The organism is Streptomyces sp. NPDC042364 (assembly GCF_056437585.1).
Window position 1 is genome coordinate 22158 of record NZ_JBWKAJ010000027.1, and the last position, 24381, is coordinate 46538.

The 24381-nt window shown below is 71.0% G+C and carries 21 protein-coding genes and 1 tRNA gene; 16 read left to right on the forward strand and 6 right to left on the reverse strand.

Features of this window, described 5'->3' with window-relative positions:
• Positions 1 to 72: 72 nt before the first annotated feature.
• Positions 73 to 1020 (forward strand): NAD(+) diphosphatase, encoded by a 948-nt coding sequence (gene nudC, locus AC067N_RS34665; RefSeq protein WP_478682914.1) that lies wholly within the window; start codon positions 73 to 75, stop codon positions 1018 to 1020.
• Positions 1021 to 1048: 28 nt separating this feature from the next.
• Here nudC and AC067N_RS34670 read toward each other — a convergent pair whose 3' ends face one another.
• Complete coding sequence (locus AC067N_RS34670) at positions 1049 to 1291, reverse strand: mycoredoxin (protein ID WP_055519018.1); 243 nt, start codon at positions 1289 to 1291, stop codon at positions 1049 to 1051.
• Between the two features lie 156 nt (positions 1292 to 1447).
• Here AC067N_RS34670 and AC067N_RS34675 point away from each other — a divergent pair, with 156 nt between their 5' ends.
• The 5 genes from AC067N_RS34675 to AC067N_RS34695 all read left to right on the forward strand — a co-directional run bounded on the left by AC067N_RS34675 (position 1448) and on the right by AC067N_RS34695 (position 5477).
• Positions 1448 to 3757: an ATP-dependent DNA helicase UvrD2 gene (locus AC067N_RS34675; RefSeq protein ID WP_478682915.1), complete on the forward strand. Its 2310-nt coding sequence runs from the start codon at positions 1448 to 1450 to the stop codon at positions 3755 to 3757.
• Between the two features lie 163 nt (positions 3758 to 3920).
• Positions 3921 to 4244 carry a hypothetical protein gene (locus tag AC067N_RS34680; RefSeq protein WP_478682916.1) on the forward strand — a complete coding sequence of 108 codons (324 nt, stop codon included), beginning with the start codon at positions 3921 to 3923 and terminating at the stop codon, positions 4242 to 4244.
• A gap of 184 nt (positions 4245 to 4428) precedes the next feature.
• Complete coding sequence (locus AC067N_RS34685; RefSeq protein WP_055538974.1) at positions 4429 to 4797, forward strand: WhiB family transcriptional regulator; 369 nt, start codon at positions 4429 to 4431, stop codon at positions 4795 to 4797.
• A complete protein-coding gene (locus AC067N_RS34690) occupies positions 4794 to 5117 on the forward strand; it encodes a hypothetical protein (protein WP_478682917.1) in 324 nt (107 codons plus the stop codon). The genes AC067N_RS34685 and AC067N_RS34690 overlap by 4 nt, the downstream gene beginning before the upstream one ends.
• Before the next feature lie 150 nt (positions 5118 to 5267).
• On the forward strand, positions 5268 to 5477 hold the full coding sequence (locus tag AC067N_RS34695; RefSeq protein ID WP_478682918.1) for a hypothetical protein: 210 nt from the start codon (positions 5268 to 5270) through the stop codon (positions 5475 to 5477).
• Between the two features lie 138 nt (positions 5478 to 5615).
• Here the strand turns inward: AC067N_RS34695 and AC067N_RS34700 are convergent, their stop codons facing one another.
• Both AC067N_RS34700 and AC067N_RS34705 read right to left on the reverse strand, forming a co-directional pair.
• Positions 5616 to 6968, reverse strand: coding sequence for an ABC1 kinase family protein (locus AC067N_RS34700; protein WP_478682919.1), 1353 nt, complete (start codon positions 6966 to 6968; stop codon positions 5616 to 5618).
• Positions 6961 to 8226, reverse strand: a complete 1266-nt coding sequence (locus AC067N_RS34705; RefSeq protein WP_478682920.1) for a TOMM precursor leader peptide-binding protein — start codon at positions 8224 to 8226, stop codon at positions 6961 to 6963. Before AC067N_RS34705 ends, AC067N_RS34700 begins: the two co-directional genes overlap by 8 nt.
• Positions 8227 to 8444: 218 nt before the next feature.
• Here AC067N_RS34705 and AC067N_RS34710 point away from each other — a divergent pair, with 218 nt between their 5' ends.
• The 4 genes from AC067N_RS34710 to AC067N_RS34725 all read left to right on the forward strand — a co-directional run bounded on the left by AC067N_RS34710 (position 8445) and on the right by AC067N_RS34725 (position 12436).
• Entirely contained in the window at positions 8445 to 9041 is a 597-nt protein-coding gene (locus AC067N_RS34710) for a M48 metallopeptidase family protein (protein WP_478682921.1), read from the forward strand.
• Between the two features lie 300 nt (positions 9042 to 9341).
• Positions 9342 to 10970 carry a TerD family protein gene (locus AC067N_RS34715; RefSeq protein WP_478682922.1) on the forward strand — a complete coding sequence of 543 codons (1629 nt, stop codon included), beginning with the start codon at positions 9342 to 9344 and terminating at the stop codon, positions 10968 to 10970.
• Between the two features lie 8 nt (positions 10971 to 10978).
• On the forward strand, positions 10979 to 11656 hold the full coding sequence (locus tag AC067N_RS34720; protein ID WP_478682923.1) for an AIM24 family protein: 678 nt from the start codon (positions 10979 to 10981) through the stop codon (positions 11654 to 11656).
• Between the two features lie 27 nt (positions 11657 to 11683).
• The gene (locus AC067N_RS34725) at positions 11684 to 12436 is read left to right on the forward strand and encodes an AIM24 family protein (protein ID WP_478682924.1); all 753 of its coding nucleotides are present in this window, start codon (positions 11684 to 11686) and stop codon (positions 12434 to 12436) included.
• A gap of 293 nt (positions 12437 to 12729) precedes the next feature.
• On the opposite strand, the gene AC067N_RS34730 is transcribed toward AC067N_RS34725, so the two are convergent.
• Both AC067N_RS34730 and AC067N_RS34735 read right to left on the reverse strand, forming a co-directional pair.
• A complete protein-coding gene (locus AC067N_RS34730; protein WP_478682925.1) occupies positions 12730 to 13251 on the reverse strand; it encodes an NUDIX hydrolase in 522 nt (173 codons plus the stop codon).
• The gene (locus AC067N_RS34735) at positions 13248 to 14702 is read right to left on the reverse strand and encodes a zinc-dependent metalloprotease (RefSeq protein ID WP_478682926.1); all 1455 of its coding nucleotides are present in this window, start codon (positions 14700 to 14702) and stop codon (positions 13248 to 13250) included. The genes AC067N_RS34730 and AC067N_RS34735 overlap by 4 nt, the downstream gene beginning before the upstream one ends.
• A 188-nt stretch (positions 14703 to 14890) precedes the next feature.
• Here AC067N_RS34735 and AC067N_RS34740 point away from each other — a divergent pair, with 188 nt between their 5' ends.
• From AC067N_RS34740 to AC067N_RS34750, 3 genes are all read left to right on the forward strand, one after another.
• Positions 14891 to 16003 carry an SDR family oxidoreductase gene (locus AC067N_RS34740; RefSeq protein WP_478682927.1) on the forward strand — a complete coding sequence of 371 codons (1113 nt, stop codon included), beginning with the start codon at positions 14891 to 14893 and terminating at the stop codon, positions 16001 to 16003.
• Between the two features lie 149 nt (positions 16004 to 16152).
• Complete coding sequence (locus AC067N_RS34745) at positions 16153 to 16614, forward strand: molybdenum cofactor biosynthesis protein MoaE (RefSeq protein ID WP_478682928.1); 462 nt, start codon at positions 16153 to 16155, stop codon at positions 16612 to 16614.
• A gap of 432 nt (positions 16615 to 17046) precedes the next feature.
• Positions 17047 to 18144 (forward strand): YlbL family protein, encoded by a 1098-nt coding sequence (locus AC067N_RS34750; protein ID WP_478682929.1) that lies wholly within the window; start codon positions 17047 to 17049, stop codon positions 18142 to 18144.
• A gap of 143 nt (positions 18145 to 18287) precedes the next feature.
• Here the strand turns inward: AC067N_RS34750 and AC067N_RS34755 are convergent, their stop codons facing one another.
• Entirely contained in the window at positions 18288 to 18830 is a 543-nt protein-coding gene (locus AC067N_RS34755) for a PPA1309 family protein (protein ID WP_478682930.1), read from the reverse strand.
• A gap of 163 nt (positions 18831 to 18993) precedes the next feature.
• Here AC067N_RS34755 and AC067N_RS34760 point away from each other — a divergent pair, with 163 nt between their 5' ends.
• From AC067N_RS34760 to AC067N_RS34770, 3 genes are all read left to right on the forward strand, one after another.
• On the forward strand, positions 18994 to 21939 hold the full coding sequence (locus AC067N_RS34760) for a UPF0182 family membrane protein (RefSeq protein WP_478682986.1): 2946 nt from the start codon (positions 18994 to 18996) through the stop codon (positions 21937 to 21939).
• A gap of 44 nt (positions 21940 to 21983) precedes the next feature.
• Positions 21984 to 22057: transfer RNA gene (locus tag AC067N_RS34765), tRNA-Met, on the forward strand.
• 171 nt (positions 22058 to 22228) lie between these two features.
• Positions 22229 to 24334: a tetratricopeptide repeat protein gene (locus tag AC067N_RS34770; RefSeq protein WP_478682931.1), complete on the forward strand. Its 2106-nt coding sequence runs from the start codon at positions 22229 to 22231 to the stop codon at positions 24332 to 24334.
• Positions 24335 to 24381 lie beyond the last annotated feature (47 nt).

A 24381-nucleotide genomic window follows, 5' to 3' on the forward strand; every position in this document is an offset into this window, starting at 1 on the left:
CCGCCCGCCGTACGCCCCGCCCGAACCGCCCGCCCGAACCCGACCGTTCCACCGGGGGAGTTGGAAGCACCCGTGACGACCTGGACCGACCACACCGCCGATCGACCCATCGCGCTCACCGCCCCCAGCGGCATCGACCGGGCGGCCCACCACCGCCTCGACGAGGCCTGGCTCGCGGCGGCCTGGAGCCACCCCACCACCCGCTGCTTCGTGGTCTCCGGCGGTCAGGTCCTCATCGACGAGACGCCGGACGGCACCACCGAGCTCGTCATGACCCCGTCCTTCGAGGCACCGCTCACCGAGGCGCACCGCTACTTCCTGGGCACCGACGCCGACGGTGTGAGCTACTTCGCACTGCAGAAGGACTCGCTCCCCGGGCGCATGGACCAGTCGGCCCGCCCGGCCGGCCTGCGCGAGGCGGGCATGCTGCTGTCGCCCCGCGACACCGGCCTCATGGTGCACGCGGTCGGCCTGGAGAACTGGCAGCGCACCCACCGCTTCTGCTCCCGCTGCGGCGAGCGCACGGTCATCGCGGCGGCCGGTCACATCCGCCGCTGCCCCGCCTGCGGCGCCGAGCACTACCCGCGGACCGACCCCGCGGTGATCATGGGCGTCACGGACGACGAGGACCGCCTCCTCCTCGGCCGTCAGGTCCACTGGCCCGAGGGCCGCTTCTCCACCCTCGCGGGCTTCGTGGAGCCCGGCGAGTCGATCGAGCAGGCCGTGCGCCGAGAGGTCCACGAGGAGGTCGGCATCACCGTCGGCCAGGTCGAGTACATCGCCAGCCAGCCATGGCCCTTCCCGTCCAGCCTCATGCTCGGCTTCATGGCCCGCGCCACCTCCACCGACGTCGACGTGGACGGCGACGAGATCCACGAGGCGCGCTGGTTCTCCCGGGAAGAGCTGCGGGCCGCGTTCGAGTCCGGGGAGGTGCTGGCTCCCTACGGCATCTCGATCGCGGCCCGGCTGATCGAACTCTGGTACGGCAAGCCCCTGCCGACCCGGGGCCACACCGGCTAGTGCGGTGACCCGGCGGGGGCGCGCGCGACTACGCGCCTATCTTCTGCTTGACCTGCGCCAGCGAGGGGTTGGTGAGGGTCGAGCCGTCGGGGAAGAGGACGGTGGGAACGGTCTGGTTCCCGCCGTTCGCCTTCTCCACGAACGCCGCGGACTCCGGGTCCTGCTCGATGTTGATCTCGGTGTACGTGATGCCCTCGCGGTCCATCTGGCTCTTCAGCCGGCGGCAGTAGCCGCACCACGTGGTGCTGTACATCGTCACAGTGCCCGCCATGTCCCTGGCGCTCCTTCACGGTATGAGGGGTGCTCGTAGCAGTGAGTGGAACGTACGCCACGAGCCCGCCATTCCCCAGGGCAGGGTGGCGTCCGCCACCACGTCCCACGCCCCGTCCGCCACCACGCCCGGCGTCCGGCGCCGGACGCCACGGGGATGACTGCCGCATTGGTACGACTGCGAGTGCCTGCCTGTGGACAACCGGCTCAGCCGTCTCCGGCGACCTGGCAGCATGGCCGTGTGACAGCAGCAACGCACTCCACCCTCTTCCCGCGTGTCCCCGACTCGGCCGACGCGGTGCTCGAAGGGCTCGACCCCGAGCAGCGCGCGGTGGCCACCGCCCTGCACGGGCCGGTGTGCGTCCTGGCGGGAGCCGGCACGGGCAAGACCCGCGCCATCACCCACCGCATCGCCTACGGCGTGCGGGCGGGGATACTCCAGCCCGCCAGCGTGCTCGCCGTCACCTTCACCAGTCGTGCCGCCGGGGAGATGCGCGGCCGCCTCCGTCAGCTCGGCGCCGCCGGGGTTCAGGCGCGCACCTTCCACTCCGCGGCCCTGCGCCAGCTCCAGTACTTCTGGCCGAAGGCCGTCGGCGGCGGGATGCCCAGGATCGTCGACCGCAAGATCCCCCTCGTCGCGGACGCGGCGGCCGCCTGCCGCATCCGTCTCGATCGCAACGAACTACGGGACGCCGCCGCCGAGATCGAGTGGTCCAAGGTCACCCAGACCGTCCCCGCCGACTACGCCGCCGCAGCCGCCAAGCACGGCCGGGACACGCCCCGCGACCCGGCCGAGATCGCCCAGATCTACGCCACCTACGAGGACCTCAAGCGCGAGCGCGCCGTCATCGACTTCGAGGACGTCCTGCTGCTCACGGTCGGCATCCTCCAGGACCGGCACGACATCGCCGAGCAGGTCCGTTCCCAGTACCAGCATTTCGTGGTCGACGAGTACCAGGACGTCAGCCCCCTCCAGCAACGCCTCCTGGAACTGTGGCTCGGCGACCGGGACGACCTCTGCGTCGTCGGGGACGCCAGCCAGACGATCTACTCGTTCACGGGCGCAACACCCGACCATCTGCTCGACTTCCGCCTCCGCCACCCCGGGGCCACCGTCGTCAAGCTCGTCCGCGACTACCGCTCCACACCACAGGTCGTCCACCTCGCCAACGGCCTCCTCTCCCAGGCCCGCGGCCGCGCCGCCGACCACCGCCTGGAGCTGATCTCCCAACGCCCGCCGGGCCCCGAACCCCGCTACACCGAGTACGCGGACGAGCCCGCCGAGGCGGAGGGCGCCGCCCGCCGCATCCGCGATCTCATCGGCTCCGGGGTCCCGGCGAGCGAGATCGCCATCCTGTTCCGCACGAACTCCCAGTCCGAGACCTACGAACAGGCTCTGGCGGACGCCGGCGTGCCCTACCAGTTGCGCGGTGCCGAGCGGTTCTTCGACCGCCCGGAGGTGCGCAAGGCGGGGTCCGCGCTGAGAGCCGCGGCCCGCTTCGGCGGCAACGACAGCCTCCTGGAGGACGCCGTCGACCTTCCCTCACAGGTCCGGGCCGTGCTGTCCGGCGAGGGCTGGACCGGCGAACCACCGGCGGGCTCCGGAGCGGTCCGGGAACGCTGGGAGTCACTGGCCGCCCTGGTGAACCTGGCGCAGGACTTCGCCGCCGCCAGGCCCGACGCCACCCTCGGCGACCTGGTGGCGGAACTGGACGAACGGGCCAATGCCCAGCACGCTCCGACCGTCCAGGGCGTCACCCTCGCCTCCCTGCACTCCGCGAAGGGCCTGGAATGGGACGCCGTGTTCCTGGTCGGTGTCGCCGAGGGCATGATGCCGATCACCTACGCCAGAACGGACGAGCAGATCGAGGAGGAGAGACGACTCCTCTATGTCGGCGTCACCCGCGCCCGGCAGCAGCTCTCCGTCTCCTGGGCCCTGTCCCGTTCGCCCGGCGGCCGCCCCAACCGGCGCCCCAGCCGGTTCCTCGACGGCCTGCGCCCCGGCTCGACCCCCACCGGGGGCCGCACCGGCGCCAGCGCCTCCGGAGGGGTCGAGCAGGGATCGCCGGGCCACCGAACCGGCGCCTCCGCGTTCGGCGGCGGGAGCGGACCGGTCGCGCGCCGTACCAGCCGGACCCCGGCCCGTTGCCGGGTCTGCGGCCGCAGCCTGCGCGAGGCGGGCGAGATGAAGCTGATGCGTTGCGAGGACTGCCCCTCCGACATGGACGAGGGCCTCTATGAGCGGCTCCGGGAGTGGCGGGCCGTCCAGGCCCGGCGGAGCGGGCAGCCCGACTTCTGCGTCTTCACCGACCGGACCCTGATGGCCATCGCGGAAGCGGGGCCGAGCACTCCGGTGGAACTGGGTCGCATCCCGGGTGTCATCGCCCGTAAGCTCCAGCGGTACGGCGCCGAGGTTCTCGACATCTGCGCAGGTCGGGAGCCCCTGGGTGAGGTCGAGAGTGACTGATACGAACTCGTCGAAAAAATAGTTTGCGCATGCCCCGGCAATCCCCATAGGTTCTTAGGCACGGGAACAGCGGCCTTCTCCAAGGCCCTGGTTTCGTGGTGTACTTCATATCCGTTGGATCGGTTCACGCCGGTCCCGTAGACGCCGAGAGGAGGCGAGTCCAGTGATCAGCATCAACACCAGCTTCATCAGCCCGGTCAAAATGACCGATCGCTCGGCCGTCTCCACGTGCATGCTCGGCGTCTCGAACCTGGGCACCGGTCTGTCCGCCATCCGTGGCGGCCGTCCGGCGTCCTCCGTGTCTCCTGCGGGCCTTCCTGTCCGCGAGCGCACTGAGCGACCGACCAAGGCACTGGAAGCAGCAGTAGAGGCACAGGCGCAGGCCTATGCCTTTGCGGCGGCCGGTGCCGGATTCCGGAAGCAGACGACGCAGCACCACCTGATGTGGGCCTTCCGTGGGCCTGAACCCTGGAGTGATCCAGCCTGATCGTCGATCAGGCCGGCGCCTTCAGGGCCGCGGAACCCCATCCGGGATCCGCGGCCCTTCTGTTTGTCCCCGATCGGGGGCTGCAGGACGAAGGGGCCTCGGGACAAGAAAAGAACCCGGTACCAGCCGCCACCCGGCCCACCCGGCCCACCCGGCCGGAACGACCAGACGAGGAAGACGAACCGTGCAACTCGAAGCGCACGCCCCGTCCGTACCGCCTTCCGAAACGATCCCCCCGCCCCGCCTCACGGAGGACTCCACCTTGACCCCGCTCACCGCGCTCACCGCGCTCGACGACGCCATCGAGAACCTGGGTGTACCCGTCCCCTGCCGCTCCTACGACCCGGAGGTCTTCTTCGCCGAGTCGCCGGCCGATGTCGAGTACGCCAAGTCTCTCTGCCGCACCTGCCCGCTGATGGAGGCCTGCCTCGCCGGCGCCAAGGAGCGGCGTGAGCCCTGGGGCGTCTGGGGTGGGGAGCTCTTCGTCCAGGGCGTCGTCGTTGCCCGCAAGCGGCCTCGTGGTCGCCCGCGCAAGAACCCGGTCACGGCATGAACATCACCGGAACGATCGACCGCCCCCTCACGCACGACCCCAAGAAGCAGGCCCCGATGAAGCCGTCCACGAGCGAGCCCGCAGGCTCCGCGATCCCAGACTTCACCACCACCGGCGCGAACGCCTCGCGTCAGAACAGGACCCGAGAAATGCATCTCATGCCAGAAGCCCTGGCTCGTGCGCATATGCACGAGCGCATGCACCATGCCGAGGAGGAGCGCCGGGCCATGCGCCTGGCGGTCGCCCGGCGGATGCAGCGCCGGGCGGAGCGCGCGTCGATGCGTGCCCGCCGTGCGCTCGCCATGGCGGTCATGCAGTAGCCGCCACGCGGTCACCGGCGTGAACCGGCCGAGACAGGCACGTCATCACCATCTCTGACGGTGGTTCCCCGCGGGGGCAGGTCCGAACGGACCGGCCCCCGCGCTGCGTTGCAGGCGTGGATCTGCCTGGCACGGAGTTATCGTCGCCCGGTGACGAGTCTTTCCGGGGGCAACGACGACAGCGGCTCCGCCTCAGGACACCAAACCCTCGTGTGCGCCCGCTGCGGGGCCGCCACCAAGGCTCCCCAGCCTCTGTGGACCTGTTCCGTGGAGAACGGCCGACGGCGCTACTTCTGCGAGACCTGCGCCCGGGAGAACCTCCGCGCGATCGAGGGCCGCTTGGACTCGGCCTGGTGGTGAGGCGGACGCAGCGGGGCCGGCCGGGCCAGGGATCGCAGCGTCGCCTCTGCCGCGGTGCGTCCCGCGGTGTCGGCGGAGCCGTGTCCTGACCTGCTCCGGAATGCTCCGCCGGGCCGCGGTGGCCGGCCGACGGCAGGCTCACGCCCCCGTGGCCGACTCGGGCTCCTCTTCCGTCGTGAAGCCCGGCAGCCACTCCTCCAGCTCGTCGCGCATACGGACCGTCGCGCCCAGCTGGCACAGCACGCCGATGGTGCTCAGGGTCACCCGGTGGATGAGCAGGTAGGACGGGGGAAGATTGAGCTGCTTGCCCAGCTGGTGGGCGGGGGAGCGGGGGTCGGCTATACGGGCGGCCTGGCTGCGCATCCAGCCTCGGGCGAAGGTGAACTCGTCGGCACGGGCCGGTTCGATGATGGGAAGCAGATAGTCGAGGACCGCGTCCGGGTCCAGGTCGATCGACTCCTTGACGAACCCCTCCGTGCACAGCATTTCGTAAACGGCCTCGGCGTCGCCCTCGATGGTCAGGCGCAGGGCGTCTCCGATCGGTGAGGGCAGGCCGCCCGGCAGTCGGTCCACCGTGCCGAAGTCGAGGACCCCGAGGCGCCAGCCGGCCTTCTCGTCCGGCAGGAGACGGAAGTTCCCGGGGTGGGGGTCGGCGTGCAGAAGACCGGTACGGGCGGGGCCCGAGAAGAGGAAGCGCGTCAGCAGCTGGCCCGCCCGGTCGCGCTGCTCCTGGGAGCCGTCGGTGATCACTTCCGAGAGGGGCGTGCCGTCCATCCACTCGGTCACGAGGACCTGGTCGCACTGGTGCACCACGGCCGGGACCACGACGTCCGGGTCGTCGGCGAACTCCTCCGCGTGCGCCTGCTGGGCCTGTGCCTCCAGGCCGTAGTCCAGCTCCTCGGAGACCCGGTCCCGCAGCTCGGTGATCAGGGGTTTGACGTCCATCCCGGGGATCAGCGGGCCCAGCAGTCGGGCGAACCGGCTGAGCTGCCCGAGGTCGGAGAGGAGGGCCTCACCGGCACCCGGATACTGCACCTTGACCGCGACCGCACGCCCGTCGTGCCACACCGCGCGGTGGACCTGGCCGATCGACGCCGCCGCCGCAGGCTTCTCCTCGAATTCGAGGAACAGCTCCTGCCAGTGCTCACCGATGCGCTCCCGCAGCACGGAGTGCACCGTGCTGGTCGGCATCGGCGGAGCCGCGTCCTGGAGCTTGGTCAGCGCGGCGCGGTACGGGCCCGCGACTTCCTCGGGGAGCGCCGACTCGAAGACGGACAGAGCCTGCCCGAACTTCATGGCGCCGCCCTTGAGCTCGCCCAGTACCTTGAACAGCTGCTCCGCGGTGCGTTGCTGGAGCTCACGGCCCACGAGCTCCGCCGACTCGCCGACGATCCGCTTGCCGAGGCCCCAGGTGGCCCGACCCGCGATGCCGAGCGGGAGCGCGGCGAGCTTGGCGGTCCGGGTGACCGCCTTCCGGGGAAGATCAGACATGCGCCCTCCAAGTCCCAGCAGGCCGTGCCGCGTACGCCATGCGGGACAACCTCGTTGACCGCTGATGCCTCGCCATTGTCTCGCGCCGTTCCCCGTCTTTTGGGGTGTGTTCCCCGTTACCTTTCTCGCTCGGGCCATTCTGCGCCGCCCCGCAGGGGCAATCGGGATGCGCCCACACCGGACGCGCGTGCCAGTCGAGCCCCGGTAGAGAGGACTCCCAGCGGGCACCCGCGCTGGACGGCGTCTGCCCGTCGAGGAAGGAGAGGGCGTGTCCCGCGGCCAGCGCCGCGACCGTCGTGGCAAGCGCCATGTCGCAGGCCTCGATCTGGCGTGGGCGACCGGAGCGCCACTGCGCGACCAGACGCGGCCAGGTCTCGTCGCGGTCCGTACGCCCGAGTTCCAGGCAGCCCGCGCAGCCCGTCTCACCGGGCAGGACCAGGGGGCCCACGACACCCGTGCCCTCCACGACGCCGGTGTGGAGATGGGGTGTCCCGGAGGCGATGAGCGGTTCCGTGACGGGGGGCCTGGGGGCCTGCACGTCGACGGGGTCGCGTGGGGCGAGGATCACCAGGGAGTGGCCGGGCTCGTCGCGGAGGCGGTGCGCCGGCGTGTCCTCGGCCGGGACCGCAGTGGACCGGGGTCCGCCGCGGCGCCGTGGCGGCCGGTCGGGGGCCGCGTGCCGAGCGGCCCGACGCGCCGCGACATCCCTGCGCTCGCCGATCGACTCGACCGGCAGACCGCCCGGCGCCACATCCCATGGCTCGACCCGACCGACGTCCCGCACATCGACCTCGCCGACGCCCGCCGCCGACAACAGGGAGGCGAGCACCGCGCCCACCCGGCCCGCGCCTCGCACCTGCACTCTCAGTGAGCGACGCGCGGCCAGGCGCCGCATGGCGTCGCCCGGTGCGGGGGTGACCAGAGAGAGCGTGGCGGCGTCGGGCCGCAGCCGGTCGAGGGCCGCGGGCTTGCCTCGCAGGGTGTCCGCGGCGGGACCGCCGCCCGTGGCGTCGTCCAGCAGGCCGGATGCGGCCAGCCGGTCGATCAGCCCGTCCACATGCCCCTCGGGCAGACCCATGGAGCGTCCCTCTTCGCGCAGGAGCGGCAGCCCCCGTGTGCCGTCGAGGAGGTCGAGGAAGCTGCCCGTCGCCGAGTCCATCGGCCCCAGGACCATGGCGTGCGCCGGTGCGAGGCCGAACTGCACGGTATTGAGATCCCGCCAACCGCGCCGGAGCGCGGGCTTCACCATCGGATGCATGATCGGCCCCCGTAGCCAGAAGAAGATCCCCGAGTGTCGACGGGGCGAGTGCCTGGTCCGCCGACGAGTGCCAGCATGCACGGACCGCGACGATGCGTGTCGAGAGTTGTCCACAGGCGACGGCATTCGTCGTACAAATCAGGCGCTCGGAGTGCGGATCGCCATCGAACCGTCCCGGAGGCGGGACTTCCCCCGTGTGCAGCGGGTAACGTCGGGGCGTGCCCGCCGACCCACTGCACCGCGCCGGAAAGCCACAGCGCAGCACGACGAGCCAGCCGCCAAGCGGCTCGGGGGCGAGCGCGATCGAGGTCCGCAGGAGCGCGCGACGGCGCAGAACGGTCTCCGCGTACCGAGAGGGCGATCGCACCGTCGTACTGATCCCCGCCCGGATGTCCGAGGCGGAGGAGCAACGCTGGGTGACCGTCATGCTCGACAAGCTGGCCGCGCAGGAAAGCAAACGGCTCCTCGGCGACACCGAGCTGGCCGAGCGCGCCGCCCGCCTGTCGGACCAGTACTTCGGCGGGCGTGCCCGGCCCGCCTCCGTCCGCTGGGTCACCAACCAGAACACCCGCTGGGGCTCCTGCACCCCCGCCGAGGGCAGCATCCGGCTGTCGCACCGCCTGCAGGGCATGCCCGAATACGTCGTCGACTACGTCCTTCTCCACGAACTCGCACATCTGCTCGTACCCGGTCACGGGCCGCGCTTCTGGCGGCTGCTCGACGCCTACCCGCGCACGGAACGTGCTCGCGGGTACCTCGAAGGGGTGGTCGCCGCCGACCGGCTGCCGCACCTCTCCGCGGCCGACGAGGAGTGACTCCGTCTCGGGACGACCCGGGGCGGACCTGCGGTCCCGCGTCCGGAACGCCCTCGCGCGGAGAGCGGCCCCACCCCCTGGACAACCGCTGACCTGCCCGAGCCCCCGGAAACGCCACCGCACGCGCGCATGGCGATGGGCCCTGCACGCGCGCGTGGGCGTTGCACCGGCAGGGTGGCTGGAAGACGCGCTTTTGTACCGGCTCTGTACCAGCCTCGTACGGCCTCGGGCTTTGCGGTTAGCCTGGCGCGACGCACTCGCAGGCGCACTCACTTTCGGGATGGGGGACGGTCGTTACGCATGGCCAGGGAATTCCAACGCGGCCACAAGGCCAAGATCAGTGACCTCACCGCGGGTACAGATCTGTACGTAGGCGTACAGATCTCCGCCCCCGGACTGACCTTCGACATCAGTTGCTTCGGTCTGGACGCCGACGAACGTCTCTCGGACGACCGTTACTTCGTCTTCTTCAACCAGCCGAAGAGCCCCGAGGAAGCCATCCAGCTCCTGGGCGCCCAGTCGGGTGACACGGAATCCTTCCGGGTCACGCTCGACAAGATCCCGCCACAGATCCAGAAGCTGTCGTTCACGGCGACGATCGACGGCAACGGCCAGATGTCGCAGATCTCCCCCGGATACATCCGCATCGTCGCGGGCGGCGAGGAGGTGGCCCGGTACCCGTTCGACGGCTCGGAGTTCTCCACCGAGCGCGCCGTGATGCTGGGTGACTTCTACCTGAAGGACGTCTGGCGGTTCGCGGCCGTCGGCCAGGGCTTCGACGGCGGCCTCGACGCGCTGCTGAAGAACTTCGGCGGCGAGGTCGCCGAGGAGGAGCCGCCCGCCGGGCCCCAGCAGCCGGACGTGGCCCCCGGCTTCGCCCCGCCCGCGTTCGGCGCCCCCGCCGCACCGGCCCCCTCCCAGGGATACGCACCTCCGTCGCCCTCCCCCGCCGTGCACGCCGCCCCGACCATCGCCGCGCCGCTCCACACGCCGCCCGGCGGCACCGTCCCGCCCCCGGCGGCACCGCCGAGTGCGCCCTTCACCCCTCCGGGCACTCCGTCCCAGGGCGGGCCCTTCACCCCGCCCGGCGCCCCGCCCCAAGCCGGGCCCTTCACTCCTCCGGGCGCTCCGCCGCAGGGCGGGCCCTTCACGCCGCCGCCCGGCGCGGCACCGCAGGGCGGCCCGTTCACGCCTCCGGGCGCCCCCGGGGCCTTTCCGGGCCAGGGGCAGCCGTTCGGCGGCGGATCACAGCTCGCCCCCGTGCCCCCGGATGCCGGACTCCGTGTCGTACTGACCAAGTACTCCGAGGCGCCCGTCGGTGACCGCTGGACCGAGCAGAACCCGCAGATGGTGCGGGCCACCCTCACCAAGGGCGCCAACATCCTGGCCAAGCAGGGCAGCATGGTCGCCTACCAGGGCGACATCGACTTCGCCCACAAGGGTTCCGGCCTGCTCGGCAAGCTGACGGGGCAGCTCACCGGACAGGGCATGGCCCTTATGCGCTGTTCCGGCGACGGCGAGGTGTTCCTCGCCGACGAGGGCAGCAGGCTCTTCGTCATCCGCCTCCAGAACGAGCAGCTCTACACCAGCGCGCGCGGCGTCCTTGCCTTCGACGAGGCCCTCGACACCGAGATCCGCCGTATCGAGGGCGCCGGTCTCCCCGGCGGCGGACTGTTCAGCATGCTCTTCTCCGGCACCGGAGCGGTGGTCGTCAAGACGCGCGGCGTCCCCGTGGTCCTGCCCGTCGGCCCGGCCACCTACGTCGACGGCAACGCCGTCATCGCCTGGTCCGCCGGTGCGCAGGCCGTCACCACGACCTCGCTGAGGCTGCGCCGCTCCGGGTACGCCCGGCAGACCCAGGAGGCGATCAACCTCCAGTTCCGCGGTGCCCCCGGCAACTTCGTCGTCGTCCAGCCCTTCGAGGTGTGAGGCAGAGCATGGACCTCCAGACACTCAACGCGCACCGCTCCGCGTCCACCGGCGTCCGGATGAGCGTGCACAGCTCCAAGACGCTCAAGGTCACCATGGTCACCGGTCAGGACCTCCTGGCCAAGGCCGGCTCGATGATCGCGTACGACGGCTTCGTGCAGTTCGACGCGGCACCCGCCTCGCTGCGCCGCAGCGCCGAGGAGATGGTCACCGGAGAGGGCGGCAAGCTGATGCTCTGCCGTGGCGACGGGGACCTCTACCTCGCCGACTACGGCGGTGACGTGCTCATCGTCCACCTGAACAACGAGGCGCTGTCCGTCAACGGCCCCACCCTGCTGGCCTGCGACGCCTCCCTCCAGCTGACCATCGAACCGGTCAAGGGCCTCGCCAAGCTCTCCGGCTCCGGCCTCACCAACCTGGTCATCCGGGGCACCGGGTGGGTCGCCCTGGTCAGCCGGGGCGTGCCGATCTCCCTCGACTGCGCCGAACGGGAGACGTACGTCGACCCGGACGCGCTGATCGCCTGGACCGACGGCCTCGACATGAAGGCCCGCCGCACCATCAAGGCCGGCGCGCTCATCGGTCGGGGCAGCGGGGAAGCCTTCCAGATCGGGTTCAAGGGGCAGGGCTTCGTGGTCGTCCAGCCCAGCGAGGACACCGGTGACCGTTTCAAGGTCCGTGGCTGACCGGGGCCGAGAGGAGAACAGCACACCATGCACAGCACACTCTTCGCGCACATCCCGGTGGAGCACACCGAGCGCTACACGCTGCAGAACCCGCAGCTGCTCAAGACGGACGTCACCATCGGCAGCAGCCCCGTCCTGGCCCGCCAGGGCGCCATGGTCGCCTTCGAGGGGCAGGTCGACTTCGACAGCCAGTACCGCAACCGCAACTGGCGCAACGCCGAGCGGATGACCGGTGAGCGCCTGGAACTCATGCGCTGCAAGGGCAACGGGATCGTGTATCTCGCCAACTTCGCGCAGTACCTGCACATCATGGACGTCGGCCGCGGCATCACCGTGGACTCCTCCGCCGTCCTGGCGTTCGACGGCTCCCTGAACGTCGGCATCGTCGCCGTGGACAGCGCCGTCGAGGTCGCGTCGGCGGGGGCGTACAACCTGGAGCTGTCGGGCGGCGGCAAGGTCGTCCTGATGACCTCGGGTGAGCCGCTGGCGCTCGAAGTGACCCCCGAGAAGAACATCTGTGTCGACTCGGACGCCGTCATCGCCTGGTCCACCTCGCTGCGCACCCAGCTCCAGGCGCCGACCTCGACGTCCGCCGTGTGGCGCCGTCGGGGCTCCACCGGCGAGGGCTGGGAGATGCACTTCTCCGGCAGCGGGCACGTCCTGGTGCAGCCGAGCGAGCTGCTGCCGCCACAGCACGTCCGTACGTCCGGGGTGCTCGGGCAGTTCGGCATGGGTGCGGGCGGACTGAGCGGCAACAACCTCGGGGGCAGTCGCAACTGACCCGCGTCGGCAGCGGAGACATGCGTAAGGGGCGACCGCCTGGCGGTCGCCCCTTACGGCTTGCTTCCCCCGGCGGGGGCCTTCCCGGAGCCCGGCGACTCCACTCCGCCGGTCGGCCGACACCACACGCAAGAGCGACGCGCACCATGCCCTCGCCTGTTGAGGACCAAGCCGTGCGCCCTGTGCACGGTCAGACGCCCGCCTCCGTGCGGGCAGAGCCGCGCCCGCCTCCCGTGCGGTCAGAGCGGTCGCGCCCGCCTCCCGTCCGGTCAGAGCCGTGCCTGCCCTTACGGTCAGAGCCGTGCGCGCGTCGCCTCCAGCAGTCGTACCACCGACTCGTCCGCCACGTCCGCCACCTCGGCGTAGGGAAACCAGCGCACGTCGAGGGACTCTTCGCTGACCAGGTGCTCGGCGTCCGGGGGCGCCAGTACCGCGTACTGGACGTCGTAGTGCCAGTGGCAGGGCGGCGGGATCGGGTGACGGTCCAGACGCACCGGTCCGCCCGGAAGCAGGGTCAGGCCGGTGACGCCGGACTCCTCCGTCGCCTCGCGCAGGGCGGCGGCCGCGAGGGTGGTGTCCTCGGGCTCGCAGTGGCCCCCCATCTGGAGCCACCTGCGCAGCTTCCTGTGGAGCGTGAGGAGGACCCGTCCGTGCTCGGGGTCGATCACCAGGCCGCTCGCCGTGATGTGCCCGGCGCCGCAGGCCTTCCAGATGCCGTCCGGGTGCTCGGCCAGATGGTCGAGGTAGGCCCGGCGCAGCTCCGGCTGGTCCTCGTAGCCCTTCAGTACGAGGACCGCGTCGTCGTGCAGGCTCACTCGGCGTCGTCGTCCTTCTTCTTCGTGTCCGGCCGCTCATCGGACTTCTTCAGGTCCGGCTTCTCAGCCGAACCGGAACCGGAACCGGACGCGGCCTCGCCGAGCATCTTGTCCAGTTCCGAGAAGTCCAGCTGCTCGCGGTGGACGAAGCCGTCGGGGTCGTCCAGGTCGGAGGCGTTCGGCAGCATGTCCGGGTGTGCCCACAGGGCGTCCCGGCCGTCGACGCCGCGCGCGTCCGTGAGTGAGGCCCACAGCCGGGAGGCGTCGCGCAGCCGGCGGGGACGCAGCTCCAGGCCGATCAGCGTGGCGAACGTCTGCTCGGCCGGGCCGCCCGTGGCGCGGCGGCGGCGCAGGGTCTCGCGCAGCGCGTCGGCGGAGGACAGGCGGGGCTTCGCGGCGGCGTGCACCACCGCGTCCACCCAGCCCTCCACGAGTGCCAGAGCCGTCTCCAGCCGGGCCAGGGCGGTCTTCTGCTCCGGCGTGTCCTCCGGCTGGAACATGCCCTGCTGAAGCGCCTGCTGCAGTTCCTCGGGGTTCTGCGGGTCGAACTGTCCGACCACGTCCTCCAGCTTGGCCGTGTCGACCTTGATGCCGCGCGCGTAGCCCTCGACCGCGCCGAACAGATGCGAGCGCAGCCACGGCACATGGGCGAAGAGCCGCTGGTGGGCGGCCTCGCGCAGCGCCAGATAGAGCCGCACCTCGTCCTGGGCGATGCCGAGGTCCCTGCCGAACGCCTCCACGTTGACCGGGAGCAGGGCGGCCTTCCCGGCCGGGCCGAGAGGCAGGCCGACGTCGGTCGAGCCGACGACCTCGCCCGCGAGCACGCCCACGGCCTGCCCGATCTGCTGGCCGAACATGGCTCCGCCCATCGACTTCATCATGCCGATCAGCGGGCCCGCCATGGCCTGCATCTCCTCCGGCAGGATGTCGCCCATGGCGCCGCCGACGCGCTCGGCCACCGGGTCGACGAGCTCCTTCCAGGCGGGCAGGGTCGCCTCCACCCACTCCGCGCGGCTCCACGCCACCGCGGATCCCGCACCGGACGGCAGGGACGTCACGTCGTCCAGCCACAGGTCGGCCAGGCGGACGGCCTCCTGGACGGCGGTGCGCTCGGCGGGGCCGACGCTGGAGTCCTTGGTGCCGTCGGCGGTGCCCTGGGAGACCGTCTGACGGGCGATCTGCTTCGCCATGTCCCAGTTCACCGGACCACCCTCGTACGAGAGCATCTGGCCCAGCTGCTGGAAGGCGGCGCCCAGGTCGGTGGGGTTCATGGAACCGAACATCGCGGCGAACGGATTGTCGGCACCGGAGCCGCCGGCACCGGGGAAGCCGAAGCCGAACGGGTTGGCAGGCCCCTGACCACCACCGCTCTGCTGGTCCTTCTTCTTGCCCTCGTCGCCGTCGTCCGGCTCCTCCGGCGGAAGGCCGAATCCGAATGGGGTGTCACTCACGGGATTCCTCGGCTGATAGGGCCGTCGGTTCCACCGACGGCACGGCTGCCCGAACACCACCCAGCGTAGACACCGTGGCGGGTTAGGGCCTCGATGCTCCGCCGACCGAAGGCCTGCGGCAGGATGGATGCACCTGGTACGCACGCGTCACCCGCGCTCGTACTGAAGACAACCGCTGGAGACGCCCGGTGAGTTCCCCAGATCCGCAGGTTCGCGCAGCGCGAAACCAACCAACCAGCTCCGCCGTGCGCGGACCCGTCGTCGCGGTCACCGGCGCCGCGTCCGGTGTGGGCGCGCTGCTCACCGAGCGGCTCGCCGAGTCCGACGAGGTCCGGCAGGTCATCGCCATCGACGAGCGGCGGGGGGAGTGCGCGGCCGCCCAGTGGCACATCCTCGACGTACGGGACCCGGCGATCGCCGATAAGCTGCGCGGCGCGGATGTCGTGGTGCACCTCGCGGTCGACCTCGACCTGGGCGCCGACCCGGCGGCACGCAGCGCGTACAACGTGCGGGGCACGCAGACCGTCCTCACCGCGGCCGCCGCGGCCGGGGTGCGCCGGGTCGTACTGTGCACGTCGGCCATGGTCTACGGGGCGCTGCCCGACAACGAGCTTCCACTCGCCGAGGACGCCGAACTGCGGGCGACCGCGGAGGCCACCGGGGTGGGCGACCTGCTGGAGATCGAGCGCCTCGCACGCCGGGCGCCGCGCGCCCATCCGGGCCTCAATGTCACCGTCGTACGGCCCGCAGTCCTGGTCGGCGGTACCGACACCGCGCTGACCAGGTACTTCGAGTCGCCTCGGCTGTTGGTGGTGGCCGGGTCGCGGCCCGCCTGGCAGTTCTGTCATGTCGAGGACCTCTGCGGGGCGCTGGAGTACGCCGTCCAGGAGAAGGTCGACGGGGAGCTGGCCGTGGGGTGCGAGGGCTGGCTGGAGCAGGAGGAGGTCGAGGAGCTCAGCGGGATCCGGCGCATGGAGCTGCCCTCCGCGGTGGCTCTGGGAGCCGCGGCCCGGCTGCACCGGATCGGGCTCACCCCCTCTCCGGCCGGGGACCTGGCGTACACGATGTACCCGTGGGTCGTCAGCGGGAGCCGGCTGCACGAGGCCGGGTGGCGGCCCCAGTGGACGAACGAGGAAGTGCTCGCGGAGCTGCTGGAGGAGGTGGCCGGGCGCCACACCGTGGCCGGGCGCAGGCTCGGGCGGAAGGACGCCACGGCGGCGGGCGCCGCGGGCGCGACGGTCGCGCTGCTGGGCACGGCGGCTCTGGTGCGGCGGGCTCGGAAGGCCCGACGGCGGCTGTGACGGCACCGAAGGGAGGACGGTGCGCACTCCGGGACGGCGGTGCGATCCGCGGGACGCGACAAGGCTCTGCGGGAGGCGGACGAGCACGCACGCGCGTGCCCGCTGGGCCGACCGTGTGGGACCGGAGGGCGGTGGGGCACGATGGAGGTATGGCAGCGATGAACGATCACCCCGGTGAGCAGGGGGCCGACGAGCCCGTCAAGCTGATCGGAATCCGGGAGACCGCCCTCTCCGTGGACGAGGTCTTCCGCGCCGTCGGGGACGACGCCGCCGGGGGGACCGCTCTGTTCGTGGGGACGGTGCGGAACCACGACGGGGGAGCCGATGTCGACGAGCTGGGCTATTCGTGTCATCCGACCGCCGAGGCGGAGATGCGGCGGATCGCGGAGAAGGTGGTCGCCGACTATCCGGTGCGGGCGCTCGCGGCCGTGCACCGCGTGGGAAGTCTGAAGGTCGGGGATCTCGCGGTGGTCGTCGCCGTGTCGTGCCCGCACCGCGGTGAGGCCTTCGAGGCGTGCCGCAAGCTCATCGACGACCTGAAGCACGAGGTGCCGATCTGGAAACACCAGAGGTTCTCCGACGGGACGGAGGAGTGGGTCGGGGCCTGCTGAGCATCCACCGGCGGGTCTCGCGGCACCCGGGTCAGAAGCCCCGGAAAACCGCGGGGCGTGACCGTGAGGACCCCGCTCCCGTTCCGGTTGCGTAACCCGCCCCCCAGCGTGAGCGTTGACGGAGCGGACGGATAATCTGCTGATCAGTCAGTTGCGGTCGCGTCAATGGGGTTGGGAGGTCGGCATGGCGGCTCTCGCCTGGTTGCTGATTCCACTTGTGGCTGCGATCGGTGCCGGACTATGGGGCGGCTGGGCCAGCCGAAACCGCAGGAGCGTCGAGGACGGCACCGAGCTCGCCGGCTACACACGGTTCCGTGAGGCCATGGAGAGGTCCCGCACCGGCGGTTGACGCCACCGCTCGGCACCGCTCACCGTCGCCCCGGACAGCGGCCCCGACAGTGCACTTACAGGCCTGTCCCGTACTGTCGTTCCATGCCACGCCGCACCGCGACGATGCTCGCTTCCACCCTGATGCTGATCGCGATCCTGTGCGCGGGAGTGCTCATTCCCGTGCCCTACTCGGAGATGTCACCGGGGCCGACGGTGAACACGCTGGGGAAGCACGACGGCGAGCCGGTGCTGCAGATCTCGGGGCACAAGACGTACCCGACGGCCGGGCATCTGAACATGACCACCGTGCGGGTCACGAGCGCCGACTACAAGATGAATCTCGTCGAGGCCGTCTACGGCTGGCTGGCACACGACAACAAGGTCGTCCCCCACGACACGCTGTACCCGGACGGCAAGACCGAGGAGCAGTCCACCCAGGAGAACGCCGAGGAGTTCAGCCAGTCCCAGGAGAGCGCCAAGGTCGCCGCCCTGAAGCAGCTGGACATCCCGGTGAAGTCCTGGGTGATCGTCTCCACCGTCGTCAAGGGCTCCCCGGCCGAGGGCAAGTTGCACGCCGGTGACGTGATCAAGTCCGTCGACGGTACGGCGATCAAGGCACCCGAGGACGTCGCCGAACAGGTCACCAAGCACAAACCGGGCGAGACCGTCGACTTCGTCATCGTGCCCGCCAAGGCACAGGCCGCCGCCGAGAAGAAGAACACCACGGCGACCGAGACCCAGAAGGTCACGATCACCACGGCCGAGTCCGACGACTCGGGCGAGGAGCGGGCGATCGTCGGCATCTCCGCCGGGACCGACCACACGTTCCCGTTCACCATCGACATCAAGCTTGCCGACGTCGGCGGCCCGAGTGCCGGACTGATGTTCGCCCTCGGCATCTACGACAAGCTGACGCCGGGGAAGCTGACCGGCGGCAAGTTCGTGGCCGGCACCGGCACGATCGACGACAACGGCAAGGTCGGCCCCATCGGCGGCATCGAGATGAAGACGGTCGGCGCGCGCGCCAAGGGCGCCCAGTACTTCCTGACGCCCAAGGACAACTGCGCGGCGGCCGCAAGTGACACCCCTGACGGACTCACCCTCGTCAGGGTCGACACCATCGAGGACGCCCTCGGCGCCCTGAAGGACATCCGCTCCGGAAACACGTCCGACCTGCCGAAGTGCACCACCGAGGGCTGACGGCCGCGGGCCTCGCCGCCGCAGGTGGCCTGCCGGCCGGCGTCCCACGCGCGCGTGGGGGTGCCCTTGGAATCAGGGCACCCCCACCGCCGGACCGAAGAGGACCCGCCGCACGAGCCAGGCCGCGCGACGGGCTCCGGAGATCAGTCCGCGAATGTCGCCGACAGCGCCTCGGCCAGCCCCGGCACCAGCTCGGGGCCCGTGAGGACCTCGGTCGGGGAGTCCTTCTCACGCAGCCGCAGCGCGGAGTCGCGGGAGCCGTCCCGCAGGACCGCGACCGTCATACGGACCTCCTGACGCTCCGGGTGGGAGGCGACCCACTCGGTGAGACGGGCACCGTCGAGGTGGTCCGGGACCGATGCCTCGACGGACGGCGGCAGCATCAGCCGCTCCACGGTCAGCGCGCAGCCGACCACCGCGTCGGGCCAGGCGATGGTGCCGAGGAACTCGTCCAGCGCCTTGCCGGTGGGGATCTCTTCCTGCTCGATCGGGGTGAGACCGCTGGTCTCGGACGCGTCCTCCAGACCGAGCTGGGCCGCGAGCGCGGGCTCCTGGGCCTTCAGGCGCGCGGTGTCTACGAGGGCGAAGAGGCGAGCGGGCTGGTCCCAGCCGAGGCCCGAGGCGTACTCGTCGATCTCGAGTACGGCCCGGGTGAGCGGGTTCGCTGCCATGGGAGTGTTGGACATGGTCACAATCCTGCCTCGTTCGTTATCCGAAGCGGGAACCGAGTAAAGCGTGAGTAAGTTGCAATAGGTGAGGCTCCTACGACCAGGGGCCCGCTGAAGGGTCCGTAGACGCGGCCCCGACATGTCGACAGCGATTTTCGAGGTGCACACCTTGGCTTTCCAGATGCCGGACCGCGGCGGAGGCCCGACGGGGCCGCGGATCAGAGTCGGCCGACCGTCCCGGCGTGTCCGGACCCTGCTCATGACGCTGGGCGTCCTTGCCGCCCTCGGCATGGCGTTCGTCATGTTCGCGGGGTTCTGGACGGACTGGCTCTGGTACCGGTCGGTGAACTACTCATCCGTCTTCACCACCACCCTGTGGACGAAGATCGGGCTCTTCTCCGTCTTCTGCCTGCTGATGGCGGCGTCGGTCGGCTTCAACATCTGGCTGGCGCACCGGCTGCGGCCGCCGCTGAGCGCCATGTCGATGGAGCAGCAGAGCCTCGACCGGTACCGCATGGGCATCGCGCCCTACAAGAAGTGGCTGCTCCTCGGGATCACCGCCCTGGTCGGCCTGATCGCCGGCGCATCCGCCTCAGGGCAGTGGCGAACGTGGCTGATGTGGGTCAACGGTGTGCCCTTCGGCAAGAAGGACCCCCAGTTCAACCTGGACGTCGCCTTCTACGCCTTCGACCTGCCCTGGTACCGCTTCCTGCTCGGCTTCGGCTTCGCCGCCGCCGTGCTCTCGGTGATCGCCGCCGCGCTCACGCACTACCTGTACGGCGGCCTGCGGGTCACCTCCCCGGGCGCGCGGGCCACGGCCGCGGCCACCGGGCACCTCTCGGTGCTCCTCGGCATCTTCGTCGCCCTGAAGGCCGTCGCGTACTGGCTCGACCGGTACGGCCTCGCGGTGAAGTCCAGCGACTTCAAGGCGACGGGCAACTGGACGGGTCTGCGGTACGTCGACGCGAACGCGTATCTGCCGGCCAAGACGATCCTCTTCTGCATCGCCGTCATCTGCGCCCTGCTCTTCTTCGCCACGATCTGGCGGCGCACCTGGCAACTGCCCGTCATCGGCTTCGGCCTGATGGTGCTCTCCGCGATCCTCATCGGCGGGCTGTACCCGGCGATCGTGCAGAAGTTCCAGGTCCAGCCGAACGAGCAGGCCAAGGAGGCGCCGTACGTCGAGAAGAACCTGGAGGCGACCCGTCAGGCCTACGGCATCGACGGAACCGAGGTCCAGGAGTACGCGGGCACGAGCACCACGTCGGACAAGAGCAAGCTCCGTGAGGACGCCGAGACCACGGCCAGCATCCGCCTGCTCGACCCGAACATCGTCTCGCCGACGTTCCAGCAGCTCCAGCAGATGAGGAACTACTACGCGTTCCCCGCGAACCTGGACGTCGACCGCTACAGCGGCAAGGACGGCGCGGAGCAGGACACGGTCATCGGTCTGCGTGAGCTGAACCTCGCGGGCATCCCCAAGAACAACTGGATCAACGACCACTTCCGCTACACCCATGGCTTCGGCGTCGTCGCGGCCAAGGGCACCGAGGCCACCTCCGGCGGCCGCCCGGTCTTCACGGAGTCCGACCTGCCGTCCAAGGGCGACCTCGGCGAGTACCAGCAGCGGATCTACTACGGCGAGAAGACCACCCAGTACTCCATCGTCGGCGGTCCCCAGGCGGAGATCGACTACTCCGACGACAGCGGTGAGAAGACCACCAGGTACAAGGGTGACAGCGGAGTCAACCTCTCCAACCCGGTCAACCGGGCGGCGTACGCGGCGGCGTTCAGCGAGCCGCAGATCCTCTACTCCGGTGCCATCGGCGAGGGTTCGCGGATCCTGTACAACCGCACGCCCAAGGAGCGCGTCGAGGCGGTCGCGCCCTGGCTGACCATCGACGGTGACGCCTACCCGGCCGTCATCGACGGAAAGATCCAGTGGATCGTCGACGCGTACACGACGACGAACGGCTATCCGTACGCCTCCCGCACCACGCTGGGAGACACGACGGCCGACTCGCTGACCGCGGACAACAGCCAGCGGGCGGTGGTCGCCCAGCAGAACCAGGTCAACTACATCCGCAACTCGGTGAAGGCGACCGTCGACGCCTACACGGGCGAGGTCAAGCTCTACCAGTGGGACACCCAGGACCCGGTCCTGAAGACCTGGATGAAGGCGTTCCCGGACACGGTGGAGCCGAAGACGGGGATCTCCAAGTCGCTGGAAGCCCATCTGCGGTACCCGCAGGACCTCTTCAAGGTCCAGCGTGAACTGCTGACCCGCTACCACGTCAAGGACGCCGACACCTTCCTCAGCGGCAGCGAGGTGTGGCAGGTCCCGGACGACCCGACCAACACGTCGGGCAGCGCGGTGCCGCCGTACTACCTGAGCATGAAGATGCCCGGCCAGCAGGAGCAGGCGTTCTCGCTGACCACGACGTTCACGCCGAACGGCAGGGACAACCTCAGCGGCTTCATGGCGGTCAACGCCGAGGCGGGCGCCAAGGACTACGGCAAGATCAGAATCCTGAAGGTACCCACGAGCGAGGCCATCGACGGACCCAAACAGGTCCAGAGCCAGTTCAACTCCCAGCAGGACATCGCCGAGACCATCAGCCTGCTCAAGCGCGGTGACTCGGAGGTCGAGTACGGCAACCTCCTGACGGTCCCGCTCGACGGCGGACTGCTCTACGTGGAGCCCGTCTATGTGCGAGGCGGCGGTCTCAAGTACCCGCTGCTGCGCAAGGTCCTCGTCACCTACGGCGGCAACACGGCCTTCGAGGACACCCTCGACGCCGCGCTCAACAAGGTGTTCGAGACAGCGGGTTCGACGCCCAAGCCACCGGAGGACGACGGCGACGAGGGCACCGACGAGCCGCCGAAGACCGGCGACCCGACGGTCCAACAGGCCCTGCAGGATGCCCAGAAGGCGTTCGACGAAGGCCAGCAGGCGCTCAAGGACGGCGACTGGGAGGCGTACGGACGCGCCCAGCAGGACCTCGAGGACGCGCTGAAGCGGGCCGAGGAGGCGCAGTCCAAGGCCGACGGGGCCGGCGGCACCGGAGGCAGCGAGAACGGCGACAAGACCGACAAGGACGACGACAAGGGCTCCGGGAGCCCGTGATGCAGAGCTCCACCCCGCGCCGTGGTACGGTTGCCCAGCAACGGCGCGGGGTGGAGCAGCTCGGTAGCTCGCTGGGCTCATAACCCAGAGGTCGCAGGTTCAAATCCTGTCCCCGCTACTGAAGTTGAAGGCCCGGATCCTCCAAAGGATCCGGGCCTTCGACGTGTTGCCTGGGGGTATACGGAGATCTGTGTTTGACTTGTCGTTCTGTGGGCATGTCGACAAAACGCTGTAGTGACCTCAATGGCTGCGGTATACCAGGTGTGCCCAGGTTGCAGGTGGTGCGACGATGGACGTTATGGGGGACAAGGCAACTCTGTTGGAGACAGGGCGGTTTGCGCAGCCTGCGGGCTTTGCGCCCTCTGCCGACCTCGTGCTGCCCGCGGAGTCCGAGCCGTCGGGGGAGTCCGTCCTGACCACCGAACCCGAGACGGCCACCGGCCACCCGCGCCCGGCGGGCGACTCCGCGCCGCCCGCGGACCCGGACGAGGCGGGGGAAGCCGTCGAGGAGGCGCGTCAGCGGCTCGCCGCCGACGCCGGCGACTCCGAGGCCATGAGCGTCCTCGGAGCCATGCTGCTGCGCCGTGGTGACCTCGACGGAGCCGAGCCGTACCTGCGGGCCGCCACCGCCGCCGGTGACCGAGCGGCCGCCAACAACCTGGGTGTTCTGCTCCACCAGCGCGGATACCCCGACGAAGCCGCCGGATGGTGGCGGATCGCCGCCGTCGCCGGCTCCGCGGCCGCCGCCCATGCGCTGGGACGGCACCACCGAGAGCGCGGCGACGAGCCTGCCGCCGAGTACTGGCTGCGCCAGTCCGCGGAACAAGGACACGCCCTCGGCGCCTACGCCCTGGCCGACCTGCTCGAACACCGCGGTGACGCCGCCTCCGAGAACTGGATGCGCGTCGCCGCCGAGCGCGGGCACCGCGAGGCCGCGTACCGGCTCGCCCGGACGCTGGACCACCGCGCCGAGCGGGAGGAGCGCGCGGTCGTCCGCGAGGGCCGCAGGGTCGCCCGCGCCGCGCTCGAGATCGGCGGCGCCAGCCGCGAGGCCGCACGGGACGGGCGCGACGGCGCCCGCGGGAGCCGGGGAGGCGTCGTACGGGACGGGCGAGACGGTGCACGGCAAGGGCGCTCCGCCGTGCGAGCGCAGGAGCCGGGCGCCGACAACGGTGTCAGGCCCAGCGCCGCCGAGGAGGCCGAGCAGTGGTACCGCCAGGCCGCCGCGCGCGGGCACCGGCGGGCCGCGCTGCACCTCGGCGCCATCCTGGAGCGGCGCGGCGAGCTCAAGGAGGCCGGGCGCTGGTACCTGACCTCCGCCAAGGACGGCGAGCCCCGGGCCGCGTGCGCGCTCGGGTTCCTGCTGCGTGACGCGGGCGACACCGAGAGCGCGGCCGTGTGGTGGCTGCGGGCCGCCCAGGACGGCGACGGCAACGCGGCGAACGCCCTGGGTGCGCTGCACGCCCAGCGTGGTGAGACCCAGACCGCCGAGCGGTGGTACCGGGCGGCGATGGACGCCGGTGACGTCAACGGCGCGTACAACCTCGGGCTGCTCTGCGCCGAGCAGGGACGTACCGCGCAGGCCGAGCAGTGGTACCGGCGGGCCGCGTACGCCGGGCACCGGGAGGCGGCGAACGCGCTGGCCGTCCTGCTGCTTCAGGTCGGTGACGCGGCCGGTGCCGAGCCGTGGTTCTCCAAGGCCGCCGAGGCCGGCAGTGTGGACGCCGCGTTCAACCTCGGAATCCTCCACGCAGGGCGGGGCGACGATGCGACCGCGCTCGTCTGGTACGAGCGAGCGGCCGCCGCAGGGCACACCGAGGCGGCGCTCCAGGTCGCCATCGCCCGCCTGCGGGAGGGGGACGAGCGGGCCGCGGAGCGGCATCTGCGATGTGCCGCCGGCGGGGGCAGCGCGGAGGCCGCGTACCGGCTCGCAGCCGTGCTCGACGCGCGCCGGCCGCCCGCGCCCGCGCATGAGCTGGGGGAGCCGGTGCGGGAGAAGAACGAGTGCGAGGAGTGGTACGAGAGGGCCGCGTCGCAGGGGCATCGGCGGGCGCAGGTACGCGTCGGGATGCTGGCCGCGGGCCGGGGGGACGTCGTCGAGGCGGCGCGGTGGTACCGGCTCGCCGCCGAGGCCGGTTCGCGGAACGGGGCGTTCAACCTGGGGTTGCTGCTGGCGCGTGAGGGGAGCGAACCTGAGGCCGCCGTGTGGTGGGCTCGGGCCGCCGATGCGGGGCACGGACGGGCGGCGTTGCGGCTCGCCCTGGTCTATGCGCGTCGGGGTGAGCTGGTCGAGGGGAAGCGGTGGGCCGACCGGGCGGTGGCGCTCGGGCCGGCGGAAGTGACGGACCGGGCGGGGCGCTTGCGGGACGCGTTGCGGCAGGAGCTGTCGGCGTAGTCGCTCACATGGCGGGCAGGCGGTGCCGCGCGGGCCGACGCTCCGCC

What these genes read in the sequence shown, in the direction of transcription:
- AC067N_RS34745 (WP_478682928.1), top strand. Translation starts at nt 16,153, where the DNA reads ATGGCAGCGATGAACGATCACCCCGGTGAGCAGGGGGCCGACGAGCCC.
- AC067N_RS34715 (WP_478682922.1), top strand. Translation starts at nt 9,342, where the DNA reads ATGGCCAGGGAATTCCAACGCGGCCACAAGGCCAAGATCAGTGACCTC.
- AC067N_RS34690 (WP_478682917.1), top strand. Translation starts at nt 4,794, where the DNA reads ATGAACATCACCGGAACGATCGACCGCCCCCTCACGCACGACCCCAAG.
- AC067N_RS34725 (WP_478682924.1), top strand. Translation starts at nt 11,684, where the DNA reads ATGCACAGCACACTCTTCGCGCACATCCCGGTGGAGCACACCGAGCGC.
- AC067N_RS34750 (WP_478682929.1), top strand. Translation starts at nt 17,047, where the DNA reads ATGCCACGCCGCACCGCGACGATGCTCGCTTCCACCCTGATGCTGATC.
- AC067N_RS34670 (WP_055519018.1), bottom strand. Translation starts at nt 1,291, where the DNA reads ATGGCGGGCACTGTGACGATGTACAGCACCACGTGGTGCGGCTACTGC.
- AC067N_RS34700 (WP_478682919.1), bottom strand. Translation starts at nt 6,968, where the DNA reads ATGTCTGATCTTCCCCGGAAGGCGGTCACCCGGACCGCCAAGCTCGCC.
- AC067N_RS34705 (WP_478682920.1), bottom strand. Translation starts at nt 8,226, where the DNA reads ATGCATCCGATGGTGAAGCCCGCGCTCCGGCGCGGTTGGCGGGATCTC.
- AC067N_RS34675 (WP_478682915.1), top strand. Translation starts at nt 1,448, where the DNA reads ATGACTGCCGCATTGGTACGACTGCGAGTGCCTGCCTGTGGACAACCG.
- AC067N_RS34770 (WP_478682931.1), top strand. Translation starts at nt 22,229, where the DNA reads ATGGACGTTATGGGGGACAAGGCAACTCTGTTGGAGACAGGGCGGTTT.
- AC067N_RS34760 (WP_478682986.1), top strand. Translation starts at nt 18,994, where the DNA reads ATGCCGGACCGCGGCGGAGGCCCGACGGGGCCGCGGATCAGAGTCGGC.
- AC067N_RS34720 (WP_478682923.1), top strand. Translation starts at nt 10,979, where the DNA reads ATGGACCTCCAGACACTCAACGCGCACCGCTCCGCGTCCACCGGCGTC.
- AC067N_RS34755 (WP_478682930.1), bottom strand. Translation starts at nt 18,830, where the DNA reads ATGTCCAACACTCCCATGGCAGCGAACCCGCTCACCCGGGCCGTACTC.